Source organism: Streptomyces sp. NPDC048521, from assembly GCF_043199855.1.
Classification (GTDB): Bacteria; Actinomycetota; Actinomycetes; order Streptomycetales; family Streptomycetaceae; genus Streptomyces.
On sequence record NZ_JBICWR010000003.1, the window covers coordinates 482,589 to 507,440 of the forward strand.

A 24,852-nucleotide genomic window follows, 5' to 3' on the forward strand; every position below is an offset into this window, starting at 1 on the left:
TTGACCCCTATAGGCAGGCTCAGCATGTCTTTTTCCCGTAGAAACTTCCTGATCGCCACCGGTGTGGCAGCGGCCTCCACGACCGTGCTGAGCGCCTGCGGCAACGGTGACAAGGGCGGCTCCGGCAGCAAGGTGCCGTCGGTCACCGGTGCCAAGACCGTGAACATCCCGGTCGGCACCAAGGCCGACTCCACCGGCCCGGCCCCCGAGGTCCCGGGCGCGGTCAAGGGCGGGACGCTGTACTCGCTCGACCAGTTCGACATGGACCACCTGGACCCGGCGCAGATCTACGTCTCCACCGAGGGCGCCATCACCGTCCCGATCATGCGTGGCCTGACCGGCTACAAGATCGACGACAAGGGTGGCTGCACCCTGGTCGGCGACGCGGCCACCGACGCGGGCACCATGAAGGACGGCGGCCGGACCTGGACGTTCACGATCAAGGACGGCATCAAGTGGGAGGACGGTTCCGACCTCTCCATGGACGACGTCCGCCACACCTTCGAGCGCCTCTTCGCCTCGTTCGTCACCGAGGGTCCGCGCTACGTCCAGCAGTGGCTGGTCGGCGGTGACAAGTACAAGGGCCCGTACAGCGGCAAGGAACTCGACTCCATCGAGATCTCCGGCCGGAAGATCACCTTCCGTCTCACCGAGCCCCGCACCGACTTCAACTACACGCTCGCCATGCGCGGCTACTCCCTGGTGCCGAAGAAGCACGACACCAAGGAGAAGTACGACAAGCGCCCGTTCTCCTGCGGCCCGTACAAGATCGACAGCCGCAGCATCGGCAAGTCGATGACCTACGTGCGCAACGAGCACTGGGACCCGAAGACGGACTCGATCCGCAACGCCTACCCGGACAAGTTCGTCTTCCAGTTCGGCTTCCAGCCCATCGCCTCGACCGACCGCTTCATCGCGGACCGCGGCAACGACCAGTACGCGATGGCGATCTTCAACGAGGTGGCCGCGGAGCGCATCGCGCAGGTCCTCACCAACGCCAAGCTGAAGCAGCGCGTCCTCACCCAGGTCGACACGGTCACCTACTACTGGCCGATCAACATGACCCGCATCAAGGACGTCAAGGTCCGCCAGGCGATCAACTGGGCGTGGCCGCACCAGCAGCTGCAGACCATCCGCGGCGGCAAGGCCAGCACCGAGGTGGCGACCACCATCCTCAGCCCCGTCACCCCCGGCTACGAGAAGTTCGACCTGTACGGCGCGAGCACCAAGCCCGGTGGCGACCCGGCCAAGGCCAAGGCGCTGCTGAAGGAGGCCGGCAAGCTCGGCCAGAAGCTGGTCATCGCCTACCAGCAGTCGGACAACTCCGTGAAGCAGGCCGTCGCGATCAAGAACGCGCTGGAGGCCGCCGGCTTCGAGGTCGTCAACAAGCAGATCGACAAGTCGACCTTCTACACGCAGATCGGCAAGATCGACAACGACTTCGACCTGTTCGCCGCCGGCTGGAGCCCCGACTGGCCGAACGGTTACTCGGTGTTCTTCCCCTGCTGGAGCGGCAAGAACATCGGCGACGGCCGCAGCAACTACGCCCAGCTGAACGACCCGGGCGTCAACAAGGCGATCGACGCCGCGGCGAAGATCGCCGACCCGAAGGCGGCCAACAAGGCCTGGGGCAAGGTCGACCGCCAGATCATGGAGCTGGCGGCGGTCGTCCCGGACTACCACTCCATCCGCAACTGGATGCACGGCTCCAAGGTCGGCAACGTCGTGTTCGACGCCGGCAACACCTGCATCGCCCTCTGCAAGCTGTACGCCAAGAAGTAAGCGCGATCGATCCCGGGGGGCGGCCACGACCCGGCCGCCCCCTCCGGCCCACCCCTCACCCCGGCGACGGCGCCCCGTCCGGAAAGTCACGCCCCATGCTCCGCTTCCTTGTCCGCCGAGTCATCGGCGCGCTGGTGATCCTGCTGATCATCAGCGCCGTCACCTTCTGGCTCTTCTACGCCATCCCGCGTGACCCCGCCCAGTTGTCGTGCGGCAAGAACTGCACGCCCGACCTGCTCAAGCAGGTCCGGCACAACCTGGGCATCGACCACCCGGTCCCGGTCCAGTACTGGTACTGGCTGAAGGGCATCTTCGTCGGACGCAGCTACGGGGAATTCGGTGACTGCAGCGCTCCCTGCCTCGGTTACTCGTTCGCGAACCGCGAGCCCGTCCTCGGCACCATCCTGGACCGGCTGCCGCTGACCCTCTCGCTGGCGTTCGGTGCCGCGATCGTGTTCCTGGTGCTCGGCGTCGGCGCCGGCATGATCGCCGCCGTCAGGCAGGGCAAGTGGCAGGACAAGCTGGCCAGCTCCGCCTCGCTGCTCGGCTCCTCGCTGCAGGTCTACTTCATCGGCTACATCGCGATGTACTTCCTCGTCGCGAAGCTCGACATCCTCGACAACCCGTCGTACACGCCCATCACCGAGAACCCCGTCGAGTGGGCCTCCGGCCTGCTGCTGCCCTGGCTGGTGCTCGCGATCATCTTCACGGCGAACTACACCCGTATGTCCCGCTCCCAGCTGGTCGAGCAGCTCAGCGAGGACTACGTGCGCACCGCCCGCGCCAAGGGTCTCTCCTCGCGCAGCGTCTTCTTCCGGTTCGCCTGGCGTGGTGCGATGGGTCCCATCGTCACGGTCTTCGGCATCGACCTGGGCACGCTGATCGGTGGCGCCATCATCACCGAGTACACCTTCAGCCTCCAGGGCGTCGGCCGACTCGCGGTGGACGCCGTGGACAAGAGCGACCTGCCCATGGTGCTGGGCGTGACCCTGCTGTCCGCCGGCGCGATCGTGCTCTTCAACATCATCGTGGACGCCGTCTACGCCCTCATCGACCCGCGGATCCGGCTCGCCTGACCCTCCGCCCCGCCGTCCCTTCCCACCCGCCCCACCCGGCGACCCCTCGCATCACCCCCCAGGAGCGTCCCCGTGACGAGCACCGATCAGCAGCCGTTCCTCTCCATCAAGGACCTCAGGGTCCACTTCTCCACCGAGGACGGCATCGTCAAGGCCGTCGACGGACTCAGCTTCGATCTGGCCAAGGGCCAGACGCTCGGCATCGTGGGCGAGTCGGGCTCCGGCAAGTCGGTCACGAACCTGACGATCCTGGGCCTGCACGACCGCGACCGCACCGCGATCGAGGGCGAGATCGTCCTCGACGGCAAGGAGCTGCTCACCGCTTCCGAGCGGGAGCTGGAGCGGCTGCGCGGCAACAAGATGTCCATGATCTTCCAGGACGCGCTGGCCTCGCTGTCGCCGTACCACACCGTCGGCACGCAGATCGGCGAGACCTACCGCAAGCACACGGGCTGCTCCAAGTCCGAGGCCCGCAAGCGCGCCATCGAGATGCTGCGCCGGGTCGGCATCCCGCAGCCGGACATGCGGGTCGACGACTACCCGCACCAGTTCTCCGGCGGTATGCGCCAGCGCGCGATGATCGCCATGGCGCTGGTCTGCGACCCCGAGCTGCTCATCGCGGACGAACCGACGACCGCCCTCGACGTGACCGTCCAGGCGCAGATCATGGACCTGCTCAAGGACCTCCAGCAGGAGTTCGGCACCGCGATCATCTTCATCACCCACGACCTCGGCGTCATCGCCGACATCGCGGACGACGTGCTGGTGATGTACGGCGGCCGGTGCGTGGAACGCGGTACCAAGGAGGAGGTGCTGCGCACCCCGCAGCACCCGTACACGCTGGGCCTCCTCAACTCGATGCCGAGCCTGAACGGGCCGGTGGACGTGCCGCTGACGCCCATCCCCGGTTCGCCGCCCTCGCTGCTCAACCCGCCGACCGGCTGCCGCTTCCACCCGCGGTGCGCCTTCGTCGAGAAGGTCGCGGGCGGCCTGTGCTCCACCCAGAGCCCGCTGCTTGAGGTGGTCGAGGGCCGCGGCTCCGCCTGCCACCTCACCTCGGAGCAGAAGCGGGAACTCTTCGCCGACTTCGCCGGAACCCGGCACCACTGACGGACACGAGACGGACTTCACGATCATGAGCAACACGAACCCCCTCCTGGACGTCTCCGGGCTGACGAAGCACTTCCCGATCAAGGGCGGCTTCCCGATCCGGCGGACCGTCGGCGCCGTGCAGGCCGTGGACGGACTGGACTTCCAGGTGTCCAAGGGCGAGAGCCTGGGCCTGGTCGGCGAGTCCGGCTGCGGCAAGTCGACCACGGGCCGGCTGATCACGCGCCTGCTGGAACCGACCGGCGGCAAGATCCTCTACCGCGGCCAGGACATCACGCACGCGGGCCGCAGGCAGCTGGCGCCGATCCGCTCCGAGATCCAGATGATCTTCCAGGACCCGTACGCCTCGCTGAACCCGCGGCAGACGGTCGGCAAGATCATCTCGGGGCCGATGGAGATCAACGACATCAACCCGGCCGGCGGCCGGGAGAAGCGCGTCCGCGAACTCCTGGAGATCGTCGGTCTCAACCCCGAGCACTACAACCGCTTCCCGCACGAGTTCTCCGGCGGTCAGCGCCAGCGCATCGGCGTCGCCCGCGCGCTCGCCCTGGAGCCGAAGCTGATCGTGGCGGACGAGCCGGTCTCGGCCCTGGACGTCTCCATCCAGGCCCAGGTGGTGAACCTGCTGCAGAAGGTGCAGCGGGAACTCGGCATCGCGTTCGTGTTCATCGCCCACGACCTCGCCATCGTGCGGCACTTCTCGCAGCGCGTCGCGGTCATGTACCTCGGTAAGATCGTCGAGATCGCCGACCGCGAGGACCTGTACGACAACCCGCGCCACCCCTACACGCGGGCCCTGCTGTCCGCCGTGCCCGAGGCCACGGTGGACGAGGAGCCGCGTGAGCGCATCCGGCTGACCGGCGACGTGCCCTCCCCGATCAACCCGCCCTCCGGCTGCCGCTTCCGCACCCGTTGCTGGAAGGCGACGGAGAAGTGCGCGACGGAGGCACCGCCGCTGGTGCAGGTGGAGGGCAACAAGCCGGGTCACCTGACGGCGTGCCACTACCCGGAGACGGCGGACGCCGTTCCGGCCCCGCGTCTCGCCAAGGACCCCGAGGCGGCGGCCTGACACACCCCTTTCCGTCAGCCGCCCCCTTGCGGAACGGACCTTCTCGGCCCATTGACCCGAGCCCACGAACGTCCGGTCCAGGGGACAGAAGGCCCGCGTCTCCCCGGACGCGGGCCTTCGCCGCATCCCGGTACCGCGGTCGCTGTGCGCAAGGGCATCGAGCCGACGCGGAGTAGAGGGGTGCCAGTCCCCGGGAACTGAGCCGAAAAACTGACACACCGTTCGGGATCGTGTGTCAGACTGCCGCGGTGGTCGATCACTCGTTCGCCGATCTCTCGCTCGCCGCGTTCTACGACAGCCTCAACCCCTGGGGACCGGGTGACGACTTCTACCTCGGCCTGGTGATCGGGGCCCGCTCGGTGCTGGACATCGGCTGCGGCACCGGGCAGTTGCTGCGACGGGCCCGGGCCCAGGGGCACCGGGGCCGGCTGATGGGGCTCGATCCGGCCGCTGCCATGCTGGTACAGGCGCGGCGGGAGTGCGGGGACGTCGAGTGGGTGCTCGGGGACACGCGGGTGCGGCGGTGGGACCGGGAGTTCGACCTCGTCGTGATGACCGGGCACGCCTTCCAGGAACTGGTCCGGGACGAGGAGATACTCGTCTGTCTGCGGGCGGTCCGCGCGGCCCTGGGGGACGGCGGGCGGTTCGTGTTCGAGACCCGGAACCCGGGCGCCCGTGCCTGGGAGCGGTGGACGCCGGAGCGGGTGTACGAGATCACCGGGGCCGACGGCACCCCGGTGCGGGTGTGGCACGAGGTGCGGGGCGACGGCCTGGCCCAGGGCCTCGTCCGCTTCACGGAGAACTTCGAGGGCGACGGGTGGACGGCCCCGCGGGTCAGTCATGGCGTCCTGCGCTTCCTCGACGCCGAGACGCTGGAGGGTTTCCTCACGGAGGCCGGCCTGGCCGTCGTCGAGCAGTACGGGGACTGGGGGCGGGGGCCGCTCACCCCCGCCGGTCCGGAGATCATCACCGTGGCCCGGCGGGCCTGAGGACCCCCTACTCCCTCGCGTCCTCCTCCAGCGCCGCCAGCGCCGGGTCCAGCACGATGTCCTCGTCCCGGGCCTCGGTGGTCGGGTCCTCCGGGAAGTGGCAGGCCGTCAGGTGGCCGTCCCGGTTCCCGGAGAGCTGGATCAGCGGCGGCTCCTCCGTCGCGCACTTGTCCTGCGCCTTCCAGCAGCGCGTGCGGAAACGGCAGCCGGAGGGCGGGGAGATCGGGGACGGCACATCGCCGGCCAGGCGGATGCGTTCGCGTGCGGGCGCACCGCCCACTTCCAGGCTGACCTCGGGGACCGCGGACAGCAGGGCGTGGGTGTACGGGTGGCGCGGGCGGGCGTAGATGGAGTCCCGGTCACCCACCTCGATGATCTTGCCGAGGTACATGACCGCGACGCGCTGCGAGAAGTGCCGTACCACCGCCAGGTCGTGGGCGATGAACACGAACGCGATGCCGAGTTCCCGCTGCACCTTCTGCAGCAGGTTCACCACCTGGGCCTGGATGGAGACGTCCAGGGCCGAGACCGGCTCGTCCGCCACGATCAGCTTCGGCTCCAGGGCGAGCGCGCGGGCGACGCCGATGCGCTGGCGCTGACCGCCGGAGAACTCGTGCGGGAAGCGGTTGTAGTGCTCGGGGTTGAGACCGACGATCTCCAGGAGTTCGCGGACGCGCTTCTCCCGGCCGCCGGCCGGGTTGATGTCGTTGATCTCCATCGGACCCGAGATGATCTTGCCGACCGTCTGCCGCGGGTTCAGCGACGAGTACGGGTCCTGGAAGATCATCTGGATCTCGGAGCGGATCGGCGCCAGCGCCTTGCGCGAGGCATGGCTGATGTCCTGGCCGCGGTAGGTGATCGTGCCGCTCGTCGGCTCCATCAGCCGCGTGATCAGCCGGCCCGTGGTCGACTTGCCGCAGCCGGACTCGCCGACCAGGCCGAAGCTCTCGCCGGCGTGCACGGTCAGGTCGATGCCGTCCACGGCCTGCACCGCGCCGATCGTGCGGCGGATCGGGAAGCCGCCCTTCACCGGGAAGTGCTTGGTCAGCCCCGAGACTTCCAGCAGCGGTTCCCCGTCCGCGCCGGCGCTCGTCTTGCGCGGGACCGGGAGGACCAGGTCCTCTTTCATGACGGTGTCCTCCTATGACGACCTAGCCCAGTCGGGGCTTGATCTCCTCGATGAAGATGGTCCGCTTCTGGTCGGCGGTGAGATGGCAGGCCGACGCCCGGTCCGGGGCCAGCAGCGGGCGCTCGTTCACACAGCGGCCCGTGCCCGCCACCCGGTCCTGGAAGGTGCAGCGGGGGTGGAAGCGGCAGCCGGACGGCGGGTTGAGCAGCGAGGGCGGCGAACCGGGGATCGGGGACAGCTGGGCGCCGAGGTCGGAGTCGAGACGTGGCATCGAGTTCAGCAGGCCCCAGGTGTACGGGTGCTGCGGCGAGCGCAGCACCTCGTCGACGGTGCCCCGCTCCACCGCGCCGCCCGCGTACATCACCATGATGTCGTCGGCCATGTCGGCGATCACCCCCAGGTCGTGGGTGATGAAGACGATGCCGGTGCCGAACTCCTGCTGCAGGTCCTTGAGCAGGTCCAGGATCTGCGCCTGGACGGTCACGTCCAGGGCCGTCGTCGGCTCGTCGGCGATCAGCAGGTCGGGGTCGCAGACCAGCGCCATGGCGATCATCGCGCGCTGGCGCATACCGCCGGAGAACTGGTGCGGGTACTCCTTCGCCCGCTCCCTGGGGTTGGGAATGCCGACCTTGCCCAGCATCTCGACGGCGCGCTCCCATGCCTCCTTCTTCTTGGCGCCGGTGTGCTTCATGTACGGCTCGGCGATCTGGCGGCCGACGGTGTAGTACGGGGAGAGCGCGGTGAGCGGGTCCTGGAAGATCATGGCGACCTTGTTGCCGCGCAGCTTCTCCAGCTCCGACTCACGGGCCGACGTCAGCTCCTGCCCGTCCAGCAGGATCTCGCCCTCGACCGTGGTGAACATCGGGTTGTGCAGGCCGAGGATGGTCAGGTTCGTCACCGACTTGCCCGAGCCGGACTCCCCCACGATGCCGAGCGTCCTGCCCCTCTCCAGATCGAAGGAGAGCCCATCGACGGCCCGTACGACGCCGTCCTCGGTCTTGAAGCTGACGTGCAGGTCCCGCACCGAGAGCAGGGGCCCGGTGCCGGCCGGGACGGGAGCGCCGGCTTCCTTGGTCAGAGTGGTCACGACAGTGCTCCTAGGACAGCCGCACGCGCGGGTCGATGAAGGCGTACGCGGCGTCGACGACGATGTTGAACATCAGGATCATGGTGGCGGCGAACAGCATCACGCCGAGCAGCAGCGGCAGGTCGCTGAAGAAGACGGACTGGACGGCCAGTTGGCCGATCCCCGGCAAGCTGAAGGTGGTCTCGGTGATGATGGCGCCGCCGAGCAGGGATCCGAGGTCGATGCCGAAGATGGTGACGATCGGGATCAGCGAACCGCGCCAGGCGTAGCGGAAGAAGACGTACCGCCGGGACATGCCCTTGGCGCGGGCGGTGCGGACGTGTTCCTCCTGCAGCTGTTCGATCATCGAGGACCGTGACATACGGGTGTACTGCGCCGCGAAGATCGTGGAGAGGACCACCCACGGGATGATCAGGCCCGAGAACCAGGTGACCGGGTCCTGGGTGAACTCGTTGTAGGAGGGCTTGTCGAACCAGTGCGTCTGGTAGACGAGGATGGCCAGGGCCAGCGGGCCCAGGAAGTAGATCTGCAGGGAGCTGAGGACCATGGCCCCCGCGGTGGCCGTCTTGTCGATCAGCGTGCCGCGCCGCCAGGCGGCGAGCAGGCCGGCGCCGAGGCCGACGAGCAGGAAGACCACGGCCGCGCCCAGGGTGAGCGAGATGGTGGTGGGCAGGCGGTCCAGCAGCGTGCCCCAGACCTGCTCGTTGGTGTGGTACGAGTAGCCGAAGCAGGGGGCAGGGCACGGGCCCTGGGCGAACTGGTCACTGCCCAGGACGAGGTTGTGCAGGAAGGTCCAGTACTGCTCGGGGATGGATTTGTCCAGGCCGAGCACATGGTGGATGTTCGCGATGCTGTCCGGGTTGCAGGTCTTGCCGCACATCAGCAGCGCCGGGTCCCGGGGCACCCCGAAGAACAGCACGAACGCGACGATGCTCAGCAGGAACAGAATGACGACGGCACCGATGATCCGGCGGACGAGGAAGCGCAGCATGACAGGGCAGCTCTCAGACGTCGGCGGTCCGGGCGGTACCCGGCGCACCCTTGGTGCGGGCGCGCCGGGTACCGGAGGGAACGGTTACTTGATGTAGAGGCGACGCGGGTCGATGCCGCCGAGCACGTCGTCGTAGACGAGCCCGCCGACCTTGGAGCCGGCGATCTGGGTCTGCTTGTAGTACGCGGTCGGAACGACGTTGACGCTGTCCTTCACGATGTACTGGTCCAGCTTCTCCCACTCGGCCGCGGACTTGACCGGGTCGGTGATCTTGTTGATCCGGTCGATCTCGCTGTTGATCTTCGGGTCGTTGACCTGCGAGTAGTTCTGCGCGCCGTCGGCGATCACGCGGCCGTCGTACAGCGGCGGGATCACGGTCGAGGCGGACGGCCAGTCGGCACCCCACGCGGTGTGGAAGATGTCGTAGTTGTTGTCCAGCTTGGAGACCTGGTCGTAGTAGGTCTCGGCCGGGATCTCCTGGCGCTGGACGTTGAAGCCGGCCTTCTTCAGGCCCGCCGCCATGGCGGTGGAGTACTGCTGGCCCTCGGGGGTGTTGATGTAGCCGAAGGTCAGCTTCATGTTGAGCTTGCCGGCCTTCTTCAGCAGCTCCTTGGCCTTGACCGGGTCACCGGCGGGCTTCTTCTTCTTGCCCCACGGGTCGAACGCGGCGTCGTAGCCGGAGACGGTCGGGGAGATCAGACCGCCCGCGACCTCCATGGCGTCGTTGCCGCCGTAGGCACGCACGAACGGGGTGACCGGCAGGGCGTAGGCGATCGCCTCGCGGATCGTCTTGTCCTTCATGGCCGGGTGGCTCATGTTGATGTTCATCTGGCCCACGTACGGCTGGTAGCCGGAGACCGTGCGGGACTTCATCTTCGGGTCACGCAGCACCTGGGACAGGTTGCCCGCGTCGACCTGGTTGTTGAAGCTGACACCGGTCTGGTCCGCGCCGGTGTCGGCGAGGAGGGCCTTGGTGGAGGTCTCGTACTGCTGGTTGAACGTGATGTTGAACCGGTCCACGTACTGGTGGCGGATCGGGTCCGTCTTCGGGTCCCAGTTGGTGTTCTTGACCAGCACCATCGACTTGCCGGACTTGAACGACTGGACCTTGTAGGGACCGGTCACCACCGGCGCCTTGTCGTACTTCTCCTTGGTGTCGCCCTTCTCCGAGACGACCGCGTAGCCCGCCATCGCCAGCGCGTAGGGCAGGTCGGGGTGCGGGGTCTTGAAGTGGAAGACGATGGTCTTGTCGTCCGGCGTCTCCAGGACGGAGCCGGGCAGGTGCTTGCCCTTGTACGGGCCGTCCTTGAGGAGCTTGCGGTACTCGGTGCCCGGCTTGTCGGCCAGCCACTGCTGGAGGTAGGTGGGGCCCTGGTTGATGAACGGCGCGAAGAGCCGCTCGACGCTGTGCCGGACGTCCTTGGACGTGATCGGGGAACCGTCCTGGAACTTGATGCCGTCCTTGAGCGTGTACTTCCAGGTCTTGCCACCGTCGCTGGTGGTGCCGGAGTCGGTGGCGAGGTCGCCGACCACCTCGTGCTTGCTGCCGTCGTTGCTCGTGGCCTTGTAGCCCGTCAGACCGCGGTGGAGCAGCGAGGCGAGGGAGCCCTCGTCGGAGACGTAGATCTGCGCCGGGTCGAGGTGGGCGTAGCTGTCGCGCTGCAGCACCTCCATCGTGCCGCCGGGCTTGGCGCCGGGCACATCGGCCGCCGGGCCGGTGGAGGCCGCCGCGTCGCCGAACTTGATGGACGCCTGCTGGCGTTCGGCGTTCTGCTTGTCCTTCTTGCCGTTGTCGCCGCTGTCGCTGCCGCCCTTGCTGCAACCGGTGAGCACAAGAGCTCCGGCCGCGAGCACGGAGAGTGCGCCGTAGGCGTGGCGTCCGCCCCTACTCATCACGAAGATTCCCACCCATCTGTGTGTCACCAGTGCGTTCTGTGTGTCACCAGTGCGAAAAGAACTGCTGAAGTGCAGTGAAGAACAACGGAACTGACGTTCCGTACGGTTGATGTGCTGAGGTCAGCGCGCGGTCTTGGGATCGAAAGCGTCTCTGACCGAGTCCCCGAGCAGGTTGAACGCGACGACGAAGATGACCATCGAGATGCCGGGGAAGAACATGTAGGTGATGTCGTTCTGCAGCACCAGTTCGGTGGACGCCTTGGAGAACATCTGCCCCCAGTCCGGCGTCGGTTCGACGATGCCCACGCCCAGGAAGGACAGGCCGGCCTCGGCGGTCACGAAGCCGGGCAGCAGATACGTCGTCTGCACCAGCAGCGGGGTGACGATGTTCGGCAGGATCTCCTTGCGGATGATCCGCCACGGCGAGGCCCCGCTGACCCTGGCCGCCTCGATGAACTCTCGTTCGCGCAGGGCGAGTGCGGTGCCGCGCAGGATGCGGCCGAGCCCCATCCAGCCCAGGAACCATTGCACGAGGATCAGCGCCACCACCCGGACGTAGGTGGGCGTCTCGTCGCGCGGGCTGACGAACAGGGAGACCACGACCGGCATGCTCGCGATGAAGAACAGCTGCGCCGGGAAGGCGAGCAGGAAGTCGATGACCCGGCCGATGAAGTAGTCCGTCTTGCCGCCGATGTAGCCGGCGGTGACGCCGAGCAGGATGCCGGTCACGACGACCGCGAGGGTCACGGCGACCGAGATCATCAGCGAGGTGCGGATGCCGTAGATCAGCTTGGTGAAGACGTCGTAGCCGTTGCCCGGTTCGAGCCCGAACCAGAACTCGCCGCTGATGCCGCCGTTGGGCTGCACCGGCACGCCGGCGCTGTCGAACAGCTCCGGACGCTCGTCCGCGTAGACCGTGTACGGGTCCTTGCCGTACACCTTGGCGATCAGCGGAGCGAGCAGGCCGATCAGGAAGAAGAAGCCCACGACGTAGGCCGAGATCACACCGGTGCGGTCGCGCTTGAAGCGCATCCACATCAGCTGGCCGGGGGACCGGCCTTCGAGCTTGACGGCTTCGCTCTTCGCCTCCGGCCCTGGTTCGCCGTCGACGACGACCGAAGTCCCGCCGCCCTCAATGTCGATAGGACTTGTCACGGTTCGTCCGTTTCACAGATATAGGTGTGAGAGGTGTTCGGGTACTCGGAGAACGCGCGAACCCGCAGTCGGACGCGCGTAGTTCTACAGCCGAATCACACCGCTGGAAGCGACGAACTGTCCCACCTGGTGTTTTTGACACCGCGCATGGGGCTTCCTCCTCATGACTTCACGTGTTCACCAACAGGAGAGGGTTACCGTCTTTCCTCCGACACCCCTGACGGAGGGTCAGACACCCCCTGGTGCTCGTGAGTCGGCGCTGTCCCCACAGCGCGAGACCCATTGACCCGAGCGCTACGCGGCTAACTATCTGCCATGAGCCAGGTGGCGACCACTGTCTTTAAATCTCAATTCAGTCACAGCTGCCGTGTAGAACTTCCAAAAACTGGACAAACTGTTCGAGGGGAGAAGGCCGCGAAACGGACGTGTTACATGGCTATCGGTCGGGGATCTCCGCATTTCGGACACCGGGCCCGCGTAATCGATCATCGTCCGCCGGAAAACGGGTTGCAAAAAGCCCGGGTCCCTCCATCCTGGAGGGACCCGGGCTCAAGTGTCCTTGGATCAGCTGTGCTTGGCGCGGCTCGCGGCGCGGGCGCGCTCACGCTGGTCGAGCACGACCTTGCGGATGCGAACGGCCTCCGGGGTCACCTCGACGCACTCGTCGTCGCGGCAGAACTCCAGCGACTGCTCCAGCGACAGCTTGCGCGGCGGCACGATCGACTCGGTCACATCGGCCGTCGAGGACCGCATGTTGGTGAGCTTCTTCTCCTTGGTGATGTTGACGTCCATGTCGTCGGAGCGGGAGTTCTCACCGACGATCATGCCCTCGTACACCTCGGTGCCCGGCTCCGTGAAGAGCACGCCGCGCTCCTGAAGGTTCGTCATCGCGAACGCGGTGACGGCACCGGAGCGGTCGGCGACCAGCGAGCCGTTGTTGCGGGTCTGCAGCGGTCCGAACCAGGGCTCGTGGCCCTCGTGGATGGAGTGGGCGATGCCCGTGCCACGCGTCTGCGTCAGGAACTCCGTACGGAAGCCGATGAGGCCGCGGGAGGGCACCACGAACTCCATGCGGACCCAGCCCGAGCCGTGGTTGGACATGTTGTCCATCCGGCCCTTGCGGACGCCCATGAGCTGCGTGACCGCACCCATGTGCTCCTCGGGCACGTCGATCGTCATGCGCTCGACCGGCTCGTAGACCTTGCCGTCGACGTCCTTGGTGACGACCTGCGGCTTGCCGACGGTCAGCTCGTAGCCCTCCCGGCGCATGGTCTCGACCAGGATGGCGAGCGCCAGCTCACCACGGCCCTGCACCTCCCAGGCGTCCGGCCGCTCGGTCTCCAGGACACGCAGGGAGACGTTACCGATCAGCTCGCGGTCCAGGCGGTCCTTGACCTGGCGGGCGGTGACCTTGCGGTCCTTCACGGCCGCCTTGTTGTCGGCGCCCTTGCCGGTGGCGCCGCGACCGACCAGCGGCGAGGTGTTCGTACCGATCACCATGGAGATCGCGGGCTCGTCGACCGTGATCAGCGGCAGCGGGATCGGGTTCTCGGTGTCGGCGAGGGTCTCGCCGATCATGATGTCCGGGATGCCGGCGACGGCGCAGATGTCACCGGGACCGGCCTTCTCGGCCGGCTTGCGGGTGAGCGCCTCGGTCATCATCAGCTCGCTGATGCGCACGTTGCTGATGCTGCCGTCGCGCTTGATCCAGGCCACGGTCTGGCCCTTGCGCAGCTCGCCCTGCTCGACGCGGAGCAGCGCGATACGGCCGAGGAAGTTGTCCGCGTCGAGGTTGGTGACGTGCGCCTGGAGCGGCGCGTCCTCCTCGTACGTCGGGGCCGGGATGTGCTCCAGGATCGTGGAGAAGAAGGGCTCCAGGCTGTCGCTGTCGGCCGGGACCGTGCCGTTGTCCGGCTTGGTCAGCGAGGCGATGCCGTCACGGCCGCAGGCGTAGACGATCGGGAACTCGATCTGCTCCTCGTCGGCGTCCAGGTCGAGGAAGAGGTCGTAGGTCTCGTTGACGACCTCGTCGATCCGGGCGTCGGGGCGGTCCGTCTTGTTGATGCACAGGATGACGGGGAGCCGCGCCTGCAGCGCCTTGCGCAGCACGAAGCGGGTCTGCGGCAGCGGGCCCTCGGAGGCGTCCACCAGCAGCACGACGCCGTCGACCATCGACAGACCGCGCTCGACCTCACCGCCGAAGTCGGCGTGGCCGGGGGTGTCGATGATGTTGATGGTGATCGGTTCCCCGCCGTCCTTCGGGTGGTACTTGACCGCCGTGTTCTTGGCGAGGATCGTGATGCCCTTCTCACGCTCCAGGTCGTTCGAGTCCATCATGCGGTCGTCGACGGAGTCGAGCTGGTGGGCGGCGAACGCGCCGGCCTGCTTGAGCATGCCGTCGACGATGGTGGTCTTGCCATGGTCGACGTGGGCGACGATGGCGACGTTGCGGATGTCGTGGCGCGTGGCCATAGTGCGGCGAACTCCCGGGGTGTGAGGATTGCCCTGCGCGTACGTCTGTGTTGCGCGGGCCCTGCCGGGCTGGACACGCCACGGCCTCACCCCATGGTACGTGCCGTCCGCGGCGGGGGCTCGCCGGGCCGCTTCCGGGCAGGCGACCAGGCCGCTTGCCCAGGCGCGCGGGGAACGGCGCGAGCGGCCCCCACGCACCCTGAGCCGGCGAGGGTGCTCACTGCCCCTTGGGGGCGGCAGGAACCTTCGCCCCCTTCTTCAGGAAGCCCATGTCCTCGTAGATCGGCGTCTGGAACCCGAACGCCCCCGCGTTGACCAGATCCTTGCGCGCCCCCACCAGCTGGGGCCGCTGATAGAGCGGAATGGAGCCCGCCGCCGCCCAGATCCGCGCGTCGGCCTTGCGGATCAGCGCACGCGCCTCGTCCTCGTCCAGCGTCGCCGCCGCCTGGTCGAAGAGCTGGTCGACCTGGTCGGTGCCGACCCGCGTGTAGTTCTGCCCGATGTTCACCGACCCGTCGGCCGCCGCCACCGGCTTGGCGTAGATGGGCCGGGCGTCGGTCGCGGGGAAGGCGGAGGACGGCCAGGAGTACAGGGCGAGGTCGTAGTCGCCGGAGGCGATGTGGTCCTTGAAGTAGCTCTCGTCCGAGACCTTGGTGATCGTCGTCCGGATACCGACCCGCTCCAGCATCACCGTGATCCGCTCGGCGACCGTGTTCAGGGTCTCGGAGCCGGGGCCCGAGGGCAGCACGAAGCTGAGCGCGAGCGGCTTGCCGTTCTTGGCGAGCGGTCCGGCCGGCGCGGCGGCCGGAGCGGCCGTGCCCTTGGGGGCGTACGCGCCCGGCGCGCCGCCGTGCTTGCCCTCCTGCGCGAGGTGCCGGCCGTCCTCCTCGCCGTGCTGCCGCCTGCCGTCGGCGGACTCCTGGTCCTTGCCCTCCTCCCCGCTCTTGTCCTCCCCGCTCTTGTCGTCCTCGCCGACGATGTACTCGCCGTCGCCGCCGCCGTCGGACGTGTCCTCGTTCTGGCTCTTCTCGCCTTCCCCGCTCTGCGGGCCGGCCGCCTTCTCCCCCTTCTTCTCCTCCTTGACCGGGCCGCCGGGCACCCAGCCGGCGTCGGCGAGGAGCGCCTGCGCCTCCTTGGTGTCCTGACCGCCGATGGCGCCGCTGTTGTCGGCGTAGGCGGTCTGCCCGGACAGGGCGAGGTGGCTGCCGACCGGGACGGCGGGCAGGCCGAGCGGGGTGAGGACCAGCTTGGCCAGTTCCTCGCGGTCCAGGGCGCGGGCGACGGCCCGCCGGACCCGTTCGTCGGCGAGGGGGCCCTGGGAGCCGTTGAGGGCGAGCTGGGTGTAGGCGGGCTCCAGGGACCTGCGGACGTCGAAGGCGCGCAGGGCCTGCTGCTGCTCCAGGTACTCGGAGATGGCCTTGCGCAGCTTCTTCTTGCCGACCTTCACCTTGTCGGAGTCGAAGCCGTGCGCGAGCGCCCAGGAGCGCAGCTTCTTGACGGAGGTCTTCCCGCCGCCCTGCAGCGGGGTCCCGGTGCCCTTCTGGCGGGTGGCGAGGCTGATCCGCTGGGCGTCCGCGGCATCGATCTCGGCGAGGTCCACGCTGCCGTCGGCGAGCGCGGCGGCCCGCTTGTCATGGGGTACGGCGTGCAGCACGATCTGGTTGAGTTTCGCGGGCTTGCCCCACCAGCGCGGGTTGCGGGTGAGGACGACGTCCTTCTTGGCGGTGTCGACCTTCTCCACCTTGAAGGGTCCGGCGGTGACCTTCAGCTTGCGGCGGGCGCCGTCGTTGAAGGCGTCCGGGGTACCCATGACGTCCTTGGGGTACAGCGGGGAGAACAGCGATCTCCAGTCGGCGTAGGCGCGGGAGAAGGTGACCCGGACCTGGAGGTCGTTGGCGCCGCGCTCGATCTTGGCGATGCGGTCGTAGCCGGCGTTGCGGGCGGTCCAGTAGGCGCTGTCCTTTCCGGACAGGGCGCGCCACTGGGCGACGAAGTCGGCGGCGCCGATCTCCCGGCCGTCGCTCCAGACGGCCTGCTGGTTCAGCTTGTACAGCACGACCTGGCGCGGCTCGGTCTCGATGACCTTGGCCGACTCGAGATAGGAGGGGTTCGCCACCGGGCGGCCGCCGGCGTCGAGCCGGAACATCGACGGCAGCACGGCCTGGGCGACCCGGGTGGTGCCGGCGTCGGCGTCGGCCTGGAAGGTGTTCAGGGTCTCCGGTACGGCGTCCACGGCCCACTTCAGGGTGCCGCCGTCGGCGACCAGGTCGCGGGCGACCAGGGCGATGTCCTGCGGCGCGAGCGGGCCGCTGGTGTCGTCCTCGGAACCGCACCCGGCCAGGAGGGGCACCGCGAGCGCCCCCGCGGTGAGGAAGGCGGCCGAGCGCATGGCCCTGCGCTGGGAACGCCGCGAGGAGCGGTCGATCGGCTGCGGCACCGTCATGGCTGGTCGCGCGGTTCCCCGCGCCGCTTCGGGGCGCTGCCGGACCCCAGCGGACCTCGCCCCGCCTGCTGCGGCCGCGTAGGGGCCGACGCCGTCGTAGGACATCTCTGCTACCTCCGGGAAGCCGCGGGCTTTATGCTCACATTTATCGGTATATGGAGCTGATCACTTTTGGCGGTATATGGAGCTGATCAGATCTATGCGGCCACTGAAGAGGAAAGGATCCGGCCACAGCGGGCGACACGGCGACGACGGGCGGTAACCCCACCCGTGCGGCGCAACACACCCGGAGATGCATCCGTGCGCCTCCGCCAATCGCTGCACATGCCTTCACACCGGCAGGTGTGACGCGCAACACTCCAAGGCGCATGAACGTTGCCGCCCAGGTCCCGTCGGACCCATGGAAGTGAGGGGCAAGTCATGACCGTGCACGACGACATCACCTCGGTCCAGCGCTCCCTCGACGATCTGTACCGGTCGTTGGGACGTCTGGAGCAGCACCTGGGCAGCGGCGGCCTGGAGATGCGCCGGGTCCGACTGGACGCCGACCATCTGCGCGAGAGCGTGGCGCTGCTGCGGGATGCGGCGGCCGCCCCCGACGCGGCGCGCCGCCCCGACCTCGTCACCATCTCCGACACGCCCTACGACATCAGCCTCTGGACGGACACGGACGACGAGGGCCTGGGCGCCCGCGACCGCCGCGCCCCCTGAGATCCCCGCAACCGACCGGAGTCCCCCTTGGCTACTGGTACGGAACCCCAACAGAACAGCGGCGGCGTGCGCACCGGTACGCGCGCCGCGATCGCCGCACCGCATCTGCGGACCGACCGCTGGTGGCTGGCGCCCGCCGTCACCGCGGCCGGTCTGTTCGCCTTCGTCGTCTACTCGACCTGGCGGGCCTTCGCCAACGCCCACTACTACGCGGCGCCGTACGTCTCGCCGTTCTACTCGCCGTGCCTGGCGGAGAACTGCCGGGCCATGCGGGCGGGGCCGAACGCCGACCTCTTCGGCAGCTGGTGGGCGATCTCGCCCGCGATCATCATCCTGATCTTCCCGCTCGGCTTCCGGCTGACCTGCTACTACTACCGCAAGGCGTACTACCGCAGCTTCTGGGCGTCCCCGCCCGCCTGCGCGGTCGCCGAGCCGCACCGGACGTACACCGGTGAGACCCGCTTCCCGCTGATCCTGCAGAACGTCCACCGGTACTTCTTCTACGCCGCGCTGCTGGTCGCCGGCGTGCTGACCTACGACACGGTGCTGGCCTTCCGGGACACGCACTACCGCTGGGGCCACATGGGCCTCGGCACCCTGGTCTTCCTGGTCAACATCGTGCTGATCTGGGCGTACACGCTCTCCTGCCACTCCTGCCGACACATCGTCGGCGGCAAGCTCAAGCACTTCTCCAAACACCCCGTGCGCTACCGGACGTGGCAGTTCATCGGGAAGCTCAACGCCCGGCACATGCTGCTCGCCTGGACGTCCCTGGTGAGCGTGGCGCTCGCCGACTTCTACGTCTATCTGGTCGCGTCCGGGGTCTTCGACGATCCGCGCTTCTTCTAGAGATTCCAGTGAGGGACTGACTGATGTCCGTGGTGGACCGGCAGGAGTGGGACGTCGTCGTGGTCGGCGCGGGTGGCGCCGGTCTGCGGGCCGCGATCGAGGCGCGCGAGCGGGGCGCCCGTACGGCGGTGATCTGCAAGTCCTTGTTCGGCAAGGCGCACACGGTGATGGCCGAGGGCGGTATCGCGGCTGCCATGGCCAACGCCAACGAGCACGACACCTGGCAGGTCCACTTCCGCGACACCATGCGCGGCGGCAAGTTCCTCAACCAGTGGCGGATGGCCGAGCTGCACGCCCAGGAGGCCCCGGACCGGGTGTGGGAGCTGGAGACCTGGGGTGCGCTGTTCGACCGTACGAAGGACGGCCGGATCTCCCAGCGCAACTTCGGCGGCCACGAGTACCCGCGCCTCGCGCACGTCGGCGACCGTACGGGCCTGGAGCTGATCCGCACCCTCCAGCAGAAGATCGTCGCGCTGCAACAGGAGGACTTCAAGGAGACCGGGGACTACGAGTCGCGGCTGAAGGTCTTCCAGGAGTGCACGGTCACGCGGATCCTCAAGGACGGTTCCCGGGTGAGCGGGGTCTTCGCGTACGCGCGCGAGACCGGACGCTTCTTCGTCCTGGAGGCGCCCGCCGTGGTCGTCGCGACCGGCGGCATCGGCAAGTCCTTCAAGGTCACCTCGAACTCGTGGGAGTACACCGGCGACGGCCACGCCCTCGCGCTGCTGGCCGGCGCGCCCCTGCTGAACATGGAGTTCGTGCAGTTCCACCCGACGGGCATGGTCTGGCCGCCGTCGGTGAAGGGCATCCTCGTCACCGAGTCCGTGCGCGGGGACGGCGGAGTGCTCAGGAACTCCGACGGCAAGCGGTTCATGTTCGACTACATCCCGGACGTGTTCAAGGACAAGTACGCCGAGTCGGAGGAGGAGGCCGACCGGTGGTACGAGGACCCCGACAACAACCGCCGTCCCCCGGAGCTGCTCCCCCGCGACGAGGTGGCCCGCGCGATCAACGCCGAGGTGAAGGCGGGCCGGGGCTCCCCGCACGGCGGTGTCTTCCTGGACGTCTCGACACGGATGCCGGCGGAGGTCATCCGGCGCCGGCTGCCCTCCATGTACCACCAGTTCAAGGAGCTGGCCGACGTCGACATCACCGCGGAGGCGATGGAGGTCGGCCCGACCTGCCACTACGTCATGGGCGGCATCGCCGTGGAGTCCGACACGGCGGCGGCGCGCGGCGTGCCGGGGCTCTTCGCGGCCGGTGAGGTGGCCGGCGGCATGCACGGCTCCAACCGGCTCGGCGGCAACTCGCTGTCCGACCTGCTGGTGTTCGGGCGCCGGGCGGGTCTGCACGCGGCCGAGTACGCGCAGGGGCTGGCGAACCAGCGCCCGCCGGTGGACGACGCGCAGATCGACACGGCCGCCGCGGAGGCGCTGCGGCCCTTCTCCGCGGAGACGGCGGACGAGGCGGGGCCGCCGGAGAACCCGTACACCCTCCACCAGGAACTCCAGCAGACCATGAACGACCTGGTCGGCATCATCCGGCGCGAGGGTGAGATGGAGCAGGCCCTGCACAAGCTGGCCGAACTGCGGGCACGGGCGCGCCGGGCGGGGGTGGAGGGCCACCGCCAGTTCAACCCCGGCTGGCACCTGGCCCTCGACCTCAGGAACATGCTGCTGGTCAGCGAGTGCGTGGCGCGGTCGGCGCTGGAGCGCACCGAGTCGCGCGGCGGGCACACCCGCGAGGACCACCCGACGATGGACCGCGCCTGGCGCAACGTGAACCTGCTGTGCGCCCTCGCCGACCCCACCGGCGGCCTCGCGGCGACCGACCCCGCCCGCGGCCAGATCCGTCTGACCCGCGAGACCACCGAACCCATCCGCCCCGACCTGCTCGCCCTCTTCGAGAAGGAGGAGCTGGTCAAGTACTTCGCCGAAGAGGAGCTGTACGAATGAGCAGCTACGAGGCCCGCTTCAAGGTGTGGCGGGGCGATGTGCAGGGCGGTGACCTGGAGGACTTCGAGGTCGAGGTCAACGACGGCGAGGTGGTGCTCGACATCATCCACCGGCTCCAGGCCACGCAGGCGCCCGACCTCGCCGTGCGCTGGAACTGCAAGGCGGGCAAGTGCGGTTCGTGCTCGGCCGAGATCAACGGCCGCCCGCGGCTGATGTGCATGACCCGCATGTCGGTCTTCGACCGCGCGGAGACGATCACGGTCACTCCCCTGCGCGCCTTCCCGGTGATCCGTGACCTGGTGACGGACGTCGGCTTCAACTACCAGAAGGCGCGGGAGGTGCCGGCGTTCGTGCCGCCCGCCGGTGTGGGTCCCGGCGAGTACCGCATGATGCAGGAGGACGTGGACCGCTCGCAGGAGTTCCGCAAGTGCATCGAGTGCTTCCTGTGCCAGGCCACCTGCCATGTGGTCCGCGACCACGAGGAGAACAAGACGGCGTTCGCCGGCCCGCGCTTCCTGATGCGCGTCGCGGAACTGGACATGCATCCCCTGGACGCGGCCGCCGAGACGGGCCTGGACCGGGGACGCACGGCCCAGGACGAACACGGCCTCGGCTACTGCAACATCACCAAGTGCTGCACGGAGGTCTGCCCCGAGGGCATCAAGATCACGGACAACGCCCTGATCCCCCTCAAGGAACGGGCCGTCGACCGCAAGTACGACCCGCTGGTGTGGCTGGGCTCGAAGATCGGGCGCCGGTCTTCCTAGGCGTCGCTCGTCATTCGGCCCAGTCCTCCCGGTACGCCCGCCAGTCCGCCTCCGTCGCGGCGAAGTCGACGTACAGGGCGACGCCGAACCCGGCGCGGTCGGCATCGGTGCGGGACAGGCCGAGGCGGACGCCCCGGACGGCGGCCGGGACGGTCTCGGCGTGCGCCCAGTGGCCGAAACGGTTCTCGTGGTAGAAGGGCAGGCCCATGAGGAGGTCGGTGCTGTCGGGCGTGACCTCCAGGGCGAGGCTCGTCTGCTGGGCCACGTAGCCGCCGTACAGGCTCTCCAGCGGCTGCATGGTGTCGTACGACATCACGGCGATCTGGTCCACGCGGCGGGCCACCTGGCCGAAGTAGGCCTGGGACCACCACTTGGGGTGGCCGGTGGTCGCACCCCAGAAGGAGTGGAACGCGGGCAGCGGGTCGATCTGGTGGGCGGCCACGGAGAGCAGCGCGTGCCGGGCGCGGGTGAGGTCCCGCAGGTCGTCCAGGAGGGTCAGGTAGTCGCGGTCGCCGGAGTGGAGGGGTTCCAGGTCGAAGTGGGCGCCCTCGAAGCCGGCGGCGAGGACGCGGCGGGTGGAGGCGAGGATCGCGGCGCGGGTCGCGGGGCGGTCCAGGCGCAGCCCGTCGGGGCTCTCACTGGCCAGCTTGTCGCCGAGCCAGGCCTGCACCCGGACGCCGGGCAGCTCCCGGTGGACGGCCGCGATCAGCCAACGGGCCCTCGGGTACGCCGAGCCGGGCAGGGTGCCGTCGTGCTCCAGCGGCCCCGAGTGGACGTACAGATCCCGGATCCCGCTCCCGCTGAGACGCCTGGCGAGCGCCTCGACGTCCTTGCCGCCCTTACGCCCGTCCACCCAGGCATGACCCAGCCAGAGGGCGTCCCGGTGGCGCGTGCGGGTGCCGGGGGCCGGATCACCGGTGTAGTGGAGACGCAGGGCGGTCTCGGCGGTGAGGAGCGGGACGAGGAGCACGGCGAGTGCGGCGAGGGCCCACCGGAGAACCCGCCGCCGCATGCGCCCCACCGCCCGCCGTGCCGACGGCTCGGGGGGCGTGGGCTGAGTCGAGGCATCGGCCGGCTGCGGCGAGGGGGACTCGGGCCGGTTCGGCGCATCGGCCGGCTGGGCGCCCGACTGGCTTGAGGTGCCCGACGGCTCTGCCCTGGGCCGCGCCGAGTCGGCGACGCTATCCGGGCGGGCGGTGCCGTCGCCCTGCTCCGCCTCCGGCCTGGTCGTCTCTTCGTTGTCCATCCCGCCCCCTTGTCCACCTGGTCCCCCACCCGTATCCACCCCGCTCGCGAAGCCGCCTACCTGCCCATACGCTCCAAAATGTGACGTCCTCCCTGATCCGGGGCCGGCCCCGGCACGCCAAGGCGCAGATACGGGCGCGGGTGGCGCATGTCGTACTGGGTGCCCTGATCGGCGGCGGGTGGCTGGTGTTGCCGGTGATGACGGTCGCCGCCCGTGATCCGGTTCCCGTGCCCCCCTCCGGGCCGGTCGCCGGCGCCACCGCACCGCAGCAGGACGAGACGTCCACCGCCGATCTCGTACTGCCGCTGGTCGCAGGCGGTGCGGCCGTCGTGCTGGCCGGATACGGCTACCTGCGCCGCACTCGGCGTGCCCGCTCCCGGACGACGCCGGGGATCGTCTCCGTGCACCCGCCCACGCCCGCACCGGCCGAATCCGAACGCCAGGCCCGCGCCGCGCTGGTGCTGGCCGACGACTGCGTGCGTACCAGCCGGGAGGAACTGTCCTTCGTACGGCAGCGGTTCGGCGAGGCGGAGGTCGAACCGTTCACGCACGCCCTGCGGGCCGCCGAGACCGAGCTTTCGGCCGCGTTCGCGATCTGGCGGCGGTACGAGCAGGGGGTGCCGGCCGAAGCGGACGCGCGGCGACAGGCGCTCGTGGGGGTGATCGGGCGGTGCGCGGAGGCGGGGCGGCGGCTGGACGCCGAGGCACCGGCCCTGGACCGGCTGCGGGGACTGGAGGAAGGGGTGGGCGGGGCGCTGGAGGTCGCCGAGGGACGGTTCCGGGAGCTGACGGTGCGGACGGCTGCCGCCCAGGGCACGCTCACGGCACTGCACGAGCGGTATCCGCCCCTGGCCGCCGGGTCTGTCACCGGGTACGTCGAACAGGCGAAGGACCGGTTGGTGTTCGCCACGGCCCAGCTCAACCGGGCCCGCCAGGCCGACGACTCCGGCGAGGAAGAGTGGGCGGCGGGGCACCTACGCGCCGCCGAGGGCGCCATCGCCCAGGCCGGTGTCCTCACCGGCGCAGTGGAACGACTCGCAGCCCAGCTACGGCAGGCAGCCGACCTGCTGCCCCCCACCCTGACCGACGCGGAGGCGAAGCTCACGGTGGCCCGAAAGGGGGAGGTGGCCCTCAAGGGGGAGATGGCACGGAGGCAGGAGGCGGCGCGGGAGGGCAGGGTGATCCGGGAGGGGGAGGTGGCACGGGACGACGGGGCGGCCCGGGAGGAAGTGCTGCGGGAGGTCGGGGTCGCTCGGGAGGAGGCCGAATCGATGCGCCAGGGCGAGGGGACCCGCGAGGGCAAGGCGACGCGCGGCGACGGGGCGACCCGCACCGACGACGCGACCGGCAGTGAGGACGAGGCGACGCGCGAGGGCCGGGCGACCCGCGAGGGGGCGACGCGCGAGGACGAGGCGAACCGCGACGAGGGCCTGGCGAGAGACGAAGGCCGGGCGGCCCGCGACGAGGACGAAGCGAGGCACGAGGGCCAGGAGAGCGAGGCGGTAGGTAAGGCCAATGCGTCGCCGGAGAGCTGGGCGGCGCGAGCGGGTGCGGTGCGGCCGTCCATGGCCGTCGGCGAGTTGCATGCCCGGCTCGTTCATGCGGACGGCGTGTTGGCAGCCGTCCGCGCGGAGTTGACCGGGGGGCCGTACGACCCGCTGGACGCGTTGCGCCGGATCACGCGGGCCGTGGCGCGGCTGAGGGTGGGACGGTCGGGGGTGCTCGACACCGCGGCGCTGCTCGTGGCACGGAGTTCCGTGGCCGGCGCGGAGGAGTTCGTGGCGGTGCACCGGGGTGCGGTGGGCGCGGAGGCGCGGGCCCGGCTGGCGGAGGCGGTACGGTCGCTCACCGCGGGGGATGCCGAGAGGGCCGACACCGAGTCCCGTCACGCCCGTGAACTGGCCGAACGGGATGTACGGACGCACGGCAACCCGTACGCAGGCCCCGACGGCGACTCGGCGGGCCTGGTCGGTGCCGTCCTCGGCGGGATCCTCCTGGCCGAGGACCCGACCGGCGGCCCCCCGGCCGGCTTCGGCGGACCGGAGACCAGGAGCAGGCACCGCTTCCCCCCGACGCCATAGTCACCCCCGAAGCACCCCCACCGGCCCCTCACCCACCCCTCCCG

18 protein-coding genes are annotated in these 24,852 nt (G+C 69.2%); 10 read left to right on the forward strand and 8 right to left on the reverse strand.

Annotation, left to right across the window (positions count from 1 at the left end; translation table 11 throughout):
- Positions 1-24 precede the first annotated feature (24 nt).
- The 5 genes from ACGFRF_RS09760 to ACGFRF_RS09780 all read left to right on the forward strand — a co-directional run bounded on the left by ACGFRF_RS09760 (position 25) and on the right by ACGFRF_RS09780 (position 6,026).
- Positions 25-1,782 (forward strand): ABC transporter substrate-binding protein, encoded by a 1,758-nt coding sequence (locus tag ACGFRF_RS09760; protein ID WP_393738065.1) that lies wholly within the window; start codon positions 25-27, stop codon positions 1,780-1,782.
- Between the two features lie 95 nt (positions 1,783-1,877).
- Positions 1,878-2,858: an ABC transporter permease gene (locus tag ACGFRF_RS09765; protein ID WP_393738066.1), complete on the forward strand. Its 981-nt coding sequence runs from the start codon at positions 1,878-1,880 to the stop codon at positions 2,856-2,858.
- A 72-nt stretch (positions 2,859-2,930) separates the two neighbouring features.
- Complete coding sequence (locus ACGFRF_RS09770; protein ID WP_393738067.1) at positions 2,931-3,968, forward strand: ABC transporter ATP-binding protein; 1,038 nt, start codon at positions 2,931-2,933, stop codon at positions 3,966-3,968.
- A gap of 25 nt (positions 3,969-3,993) precedes the next feature.
- Entirely contained in the window at positions 3,994-5,037 is a 1,044-nt protein-coding gene (locus ACGFRF_RS09775) for an ABC transporter ATP-binding protein (RefSeq protein WP_393738068.1), read from the forward strand.
- Between the two features lie 248 nt (positions 5,038-5,285).
- Positions 5,286-6,026: a class I SAM-dependent methyltransferase gene (locus ACGFRF_RS09780; protein ID WP_393738069.1), complete on the forward strand. Its 741-nt coding sequence runs from the start codon at positions 5,286-5,288 to the stop codon at positions 6,024-6,026.
- Between the two features lie 7 nt (positions 6,027-6,033).
- On the opposite strand, the gene ACGFRF_RS09785 is transcribed toward ACGFRF_RS09780, so the two are convergent.
- The 7 genes from ACGFRF_RS09785 to ACGFRF_RS09815 all read right to left on the reverse strand — a co-directional run bounded on the left by ACGFRF_RS09785 (position 6,034) and on the right by ACGFRF_RS09815 (position 17,199).
- Positions 6,034-7,155, reverse strand: a complete 1,122-nt coding sequence (locus tag ACGFRF_RS09785; RefSeq protein ID WP_393738070.1) for an ABC transporter ATP-binding protein — start codon at positions 7,153-7,155, stop codon at positions 6,034-6,036.
- A gap of 22 nt (positions 7,156-7,177) precedes the next feature.
- Complete coding sequence (locus ACGFRF_RS09790) at positions 7,178-8,242, reverse strand: ABC transporter ATP-binding protein (protein WP_393738071.1); 1,065 nt, start codon at positions 8,240-8,242, stop codon at positions 7,178-7,180.
- Between the two features lie 10 nt (positions 8,243-8,252).
- Positions 8,253-9,233: an ABC transporter permease gene (locus ACGFRF_RS09795; protein ID WP_393738072.1), complete on the reverse strand. Its 981-nt coding sequence runs from the start codon at positions 9,231-9,233 to the stop codon at positions 8,253-8,255.
- Positions 9,234-9,317: 84 nt separating this feature from the next.
- Positions 9,318-11,126: an ABC transporter substrate-binding protein gene (locus ACGFRF_RS09800; RefSeq protein ID WP_393738073.1), complete on the reverse strand. Its 1,809-nt coding sequence runs from the start codon at positions 11,124-11,126 to the stop codon at positions 9,318-9,320.
- A gap of 123 nt (positions 11,127-11,249) precedes the next feature.
- A complete protein-coding gene (locus ACGFRF_RS09805; protein ID WP_393738074.1) occupies positions 11,250-12,284 on the reverse strand; it encodes an ABC transporter permease in 1,035 nt (344 codons plus the stop codon).
- A gap of 564 nt (positions 12,285-12,848) precedes the next feature.
- Positions 12,849-14,756: a translational GTPase TypA gene (gene typA / locus ACGFRF_RS09810; protein ID WP_393738075.1), complete on the reverse strand. Its 1,908-nt coding sequence runs from the start codon at positions 14,754-14,756 to the stop codon at positions 12,849-12,851.
- Positions 14,757-14,973: 217 nt separating this feature from the next.
- The gene (locus tag ACGFRF_RS09815) at positions 14,974-17,199 is read right to left on the reverse strand and encodes an ABC transporter substrate-binding protein (protein ID WP_393738076.1); all 2,226 of its coding nucleotides are present in this window, start codon (positions 17,197-17,199) and stop codon (positions 14,974-14,976) included.
- Between the two features lie 420 nt (positions 17,200-17,619).
- Between ACGFRF_RS09815 and ACGFRF_RS09820 the strand changes: the two genes are divergently transcribed.
- The 4 genes from ACGFRF_RS09820 to ACGFRF_RS09835 are packed head-to-tail and all read left to right on the forward strand — an operon-like array spanning position 17,620 to position 21,481.
- Positions 17,620-17,910 (forward strand): hypothetical protein, encoded by a 291-nt coding sequence (locus ACGFRF_RS09820; RefSeq protein ID WP_393738077.1) that lies wholly within the window; start codon positions 17,620-17,622, stop codon positions 17,908-17,910.
- A gap of 27 nt (positions 17,911-17,937) precedes the next feature.
- Positions 17,938-18,759, forward strand: coding sequence for a hypothetical protein (locus ACGFRF_RS09825; RefSeq protein ID WP_393738078.1), 822 nt, complete (start codon positions 17,938-17,940; stop codon positions 18,757-18,759).
- Between the two features lie 23 nt (positions 18,760-18,782).
- Positions 18,783-20,714, forward strand: coding sequence for a fumarate reductase/succinate dehydrogenase flavoprotein subunit (locus ACGFRF_RS09830; protein WP_393738079.1), 1,932 nt, complete (start codon positions 18,783-18,785; stop codon positions 20,712-20,714).
- On the forward strand, positions 20,711-21,481 hold the full coding sequence (locus ACGFRF_RS09835) for a succinate dehydrogenase/fumarate reductase iron-sulfur subunit (RefSeq protein ID WP_393738080.1): 771 nt from the start codon (positions 20,711-20,713) through the stop codon (positions 21,479-21,481). The genes ACGFRF_RS09830 and ACGFRF_RS09835 overlap by 4 nt, the downstream gene beginning before the upstream one ends.
- A gap of 10 nt (positions 21,482-21,491) precedes the next feature.
- On the opposite strand, the gene ACGFRF_RS09840 is transcribed toward ACGFRF_RS09835, so the two are convergent.
- Positions 21,492-22,727, reverse strand: coding sequence for a hypothetical protein (locus tag ACGFRF_RS09840; protein ID WP_393738081.1), 1,236 nt, complete (start codon positions 22,725-22,727; stop codon positions 21,492-21,494).
- A gap of 80 nt (positions 22,728-22,807) precedes the next feature.
- Here ACGFRF_RS09840 and ACGFRF_RS09845 point away from each other — a divergent pair, with 80 nt between their 5' ends.
- The gene (locus tag ACGFRF_RS09845) at positions 22,808-24,808 is read left to right on the forward strand and encodes a hypothetical protein (protein ID WP_393738082.1); all 2,001 of its coding nucleotides are present in this window, start codon (positions 22,808-22,810) and stop codon (positions 24,806-24,808) included.
- The last annotated feature ends 44 nt before the right edge of the window (positions 24,809-24,852 follow it).

Excerpts from the sequence above, each read along its gene's own strand:
- ACGFRF_RS09800 (WP_393738073.1), bottom strand. The coding sequence starts at position 11,126 with ATGAGTAGGGGCGGACGCCACGCCTACGGCGCACTCTCCGTGCTCGCG.
- ACGFRF_RS09830 (WP_393738079.1), top strand. The coding sequence starts at position 18,783 with ATGTCCGTGGTGGACCGGCAGGAGTGGGACGTCGTCGTGGTCGGCGCG.
- ACGFRF_RS09840 (WP_393738081.1), bottom strand. The coding sequence starts at position 22,727 with ATGGACAACGAAGAGACGACCAGGCCGGAGGCGGAGCAGGGCGACGGC.
- ACGFRF_RS09815 (WP_393738076.1), bottom strand. The coding sequence starts at position 17,199 with ATGACGGTGCCGCAGCCGATCGACCGCTCCTCGCGGCGTTCCCAGCGC.
- ACGFRF_RS09765 (WP_393738066.1), top strand. The coding sequence starts at position 1,878 with ATGCTCCGCTTCCTTGTCCGCCGAGTCATCGGCGCGCTGGTGATCCTG.
- ACGFRF_RS09775 (WP_393738068.1), top strand. The coding sequence starts at position 3,994 with ATGAGCAACACGAACCCCCTCCTGGACGTCTCCGGGCTGACGAAGCAC.
- ACGFRF_RS09795 (WP_393738072.1), bottom strand. The coding sequence starts at position 9,233 with ATGCTGCGCTTCCTCGTCCGCCGGATCATCGGTGCCGTCGTCATTCTG.
- ACGFRF_RS09785 (WP_393738070.1), bottom strand. The coding sequence starts at position 7,155 with ATGAAAGAGGACCTGGTCCTCCCGGTCCCGCGCAAGACGAGCGCCGGC.
- typA (WP_393738075.1), bottom strand. The coding sequence starts at position 14,756 with ATGGCCACGCGCCACGACATCCGCAACGTCGCCATCGTCGCCCACGTC.
- ACGFRF_RS09760 (WP_393738065.1), top strand. The coding sequence starts at position 25 with ATGTCTTTTTCCCGTAGAAACTTCCTGATCGCCACCGGTGTGGCAGCG.
- ACGFRF_RS09835 (WP_393738080.1), top strand. The coding sequence starts at position 20,711 with ATGAGCAGCTACGAGGCCCGCTTCAAGGTGTGGCGGGGCGATGTGCAG.
- ACGFRF_RS09820 (WP_393738077.1), top strand. The coding sequence starts at position 17,620 with ATGACCGTGCACGACGACATCACCTCGGTCCAGCGCTCCCTCGACGAT.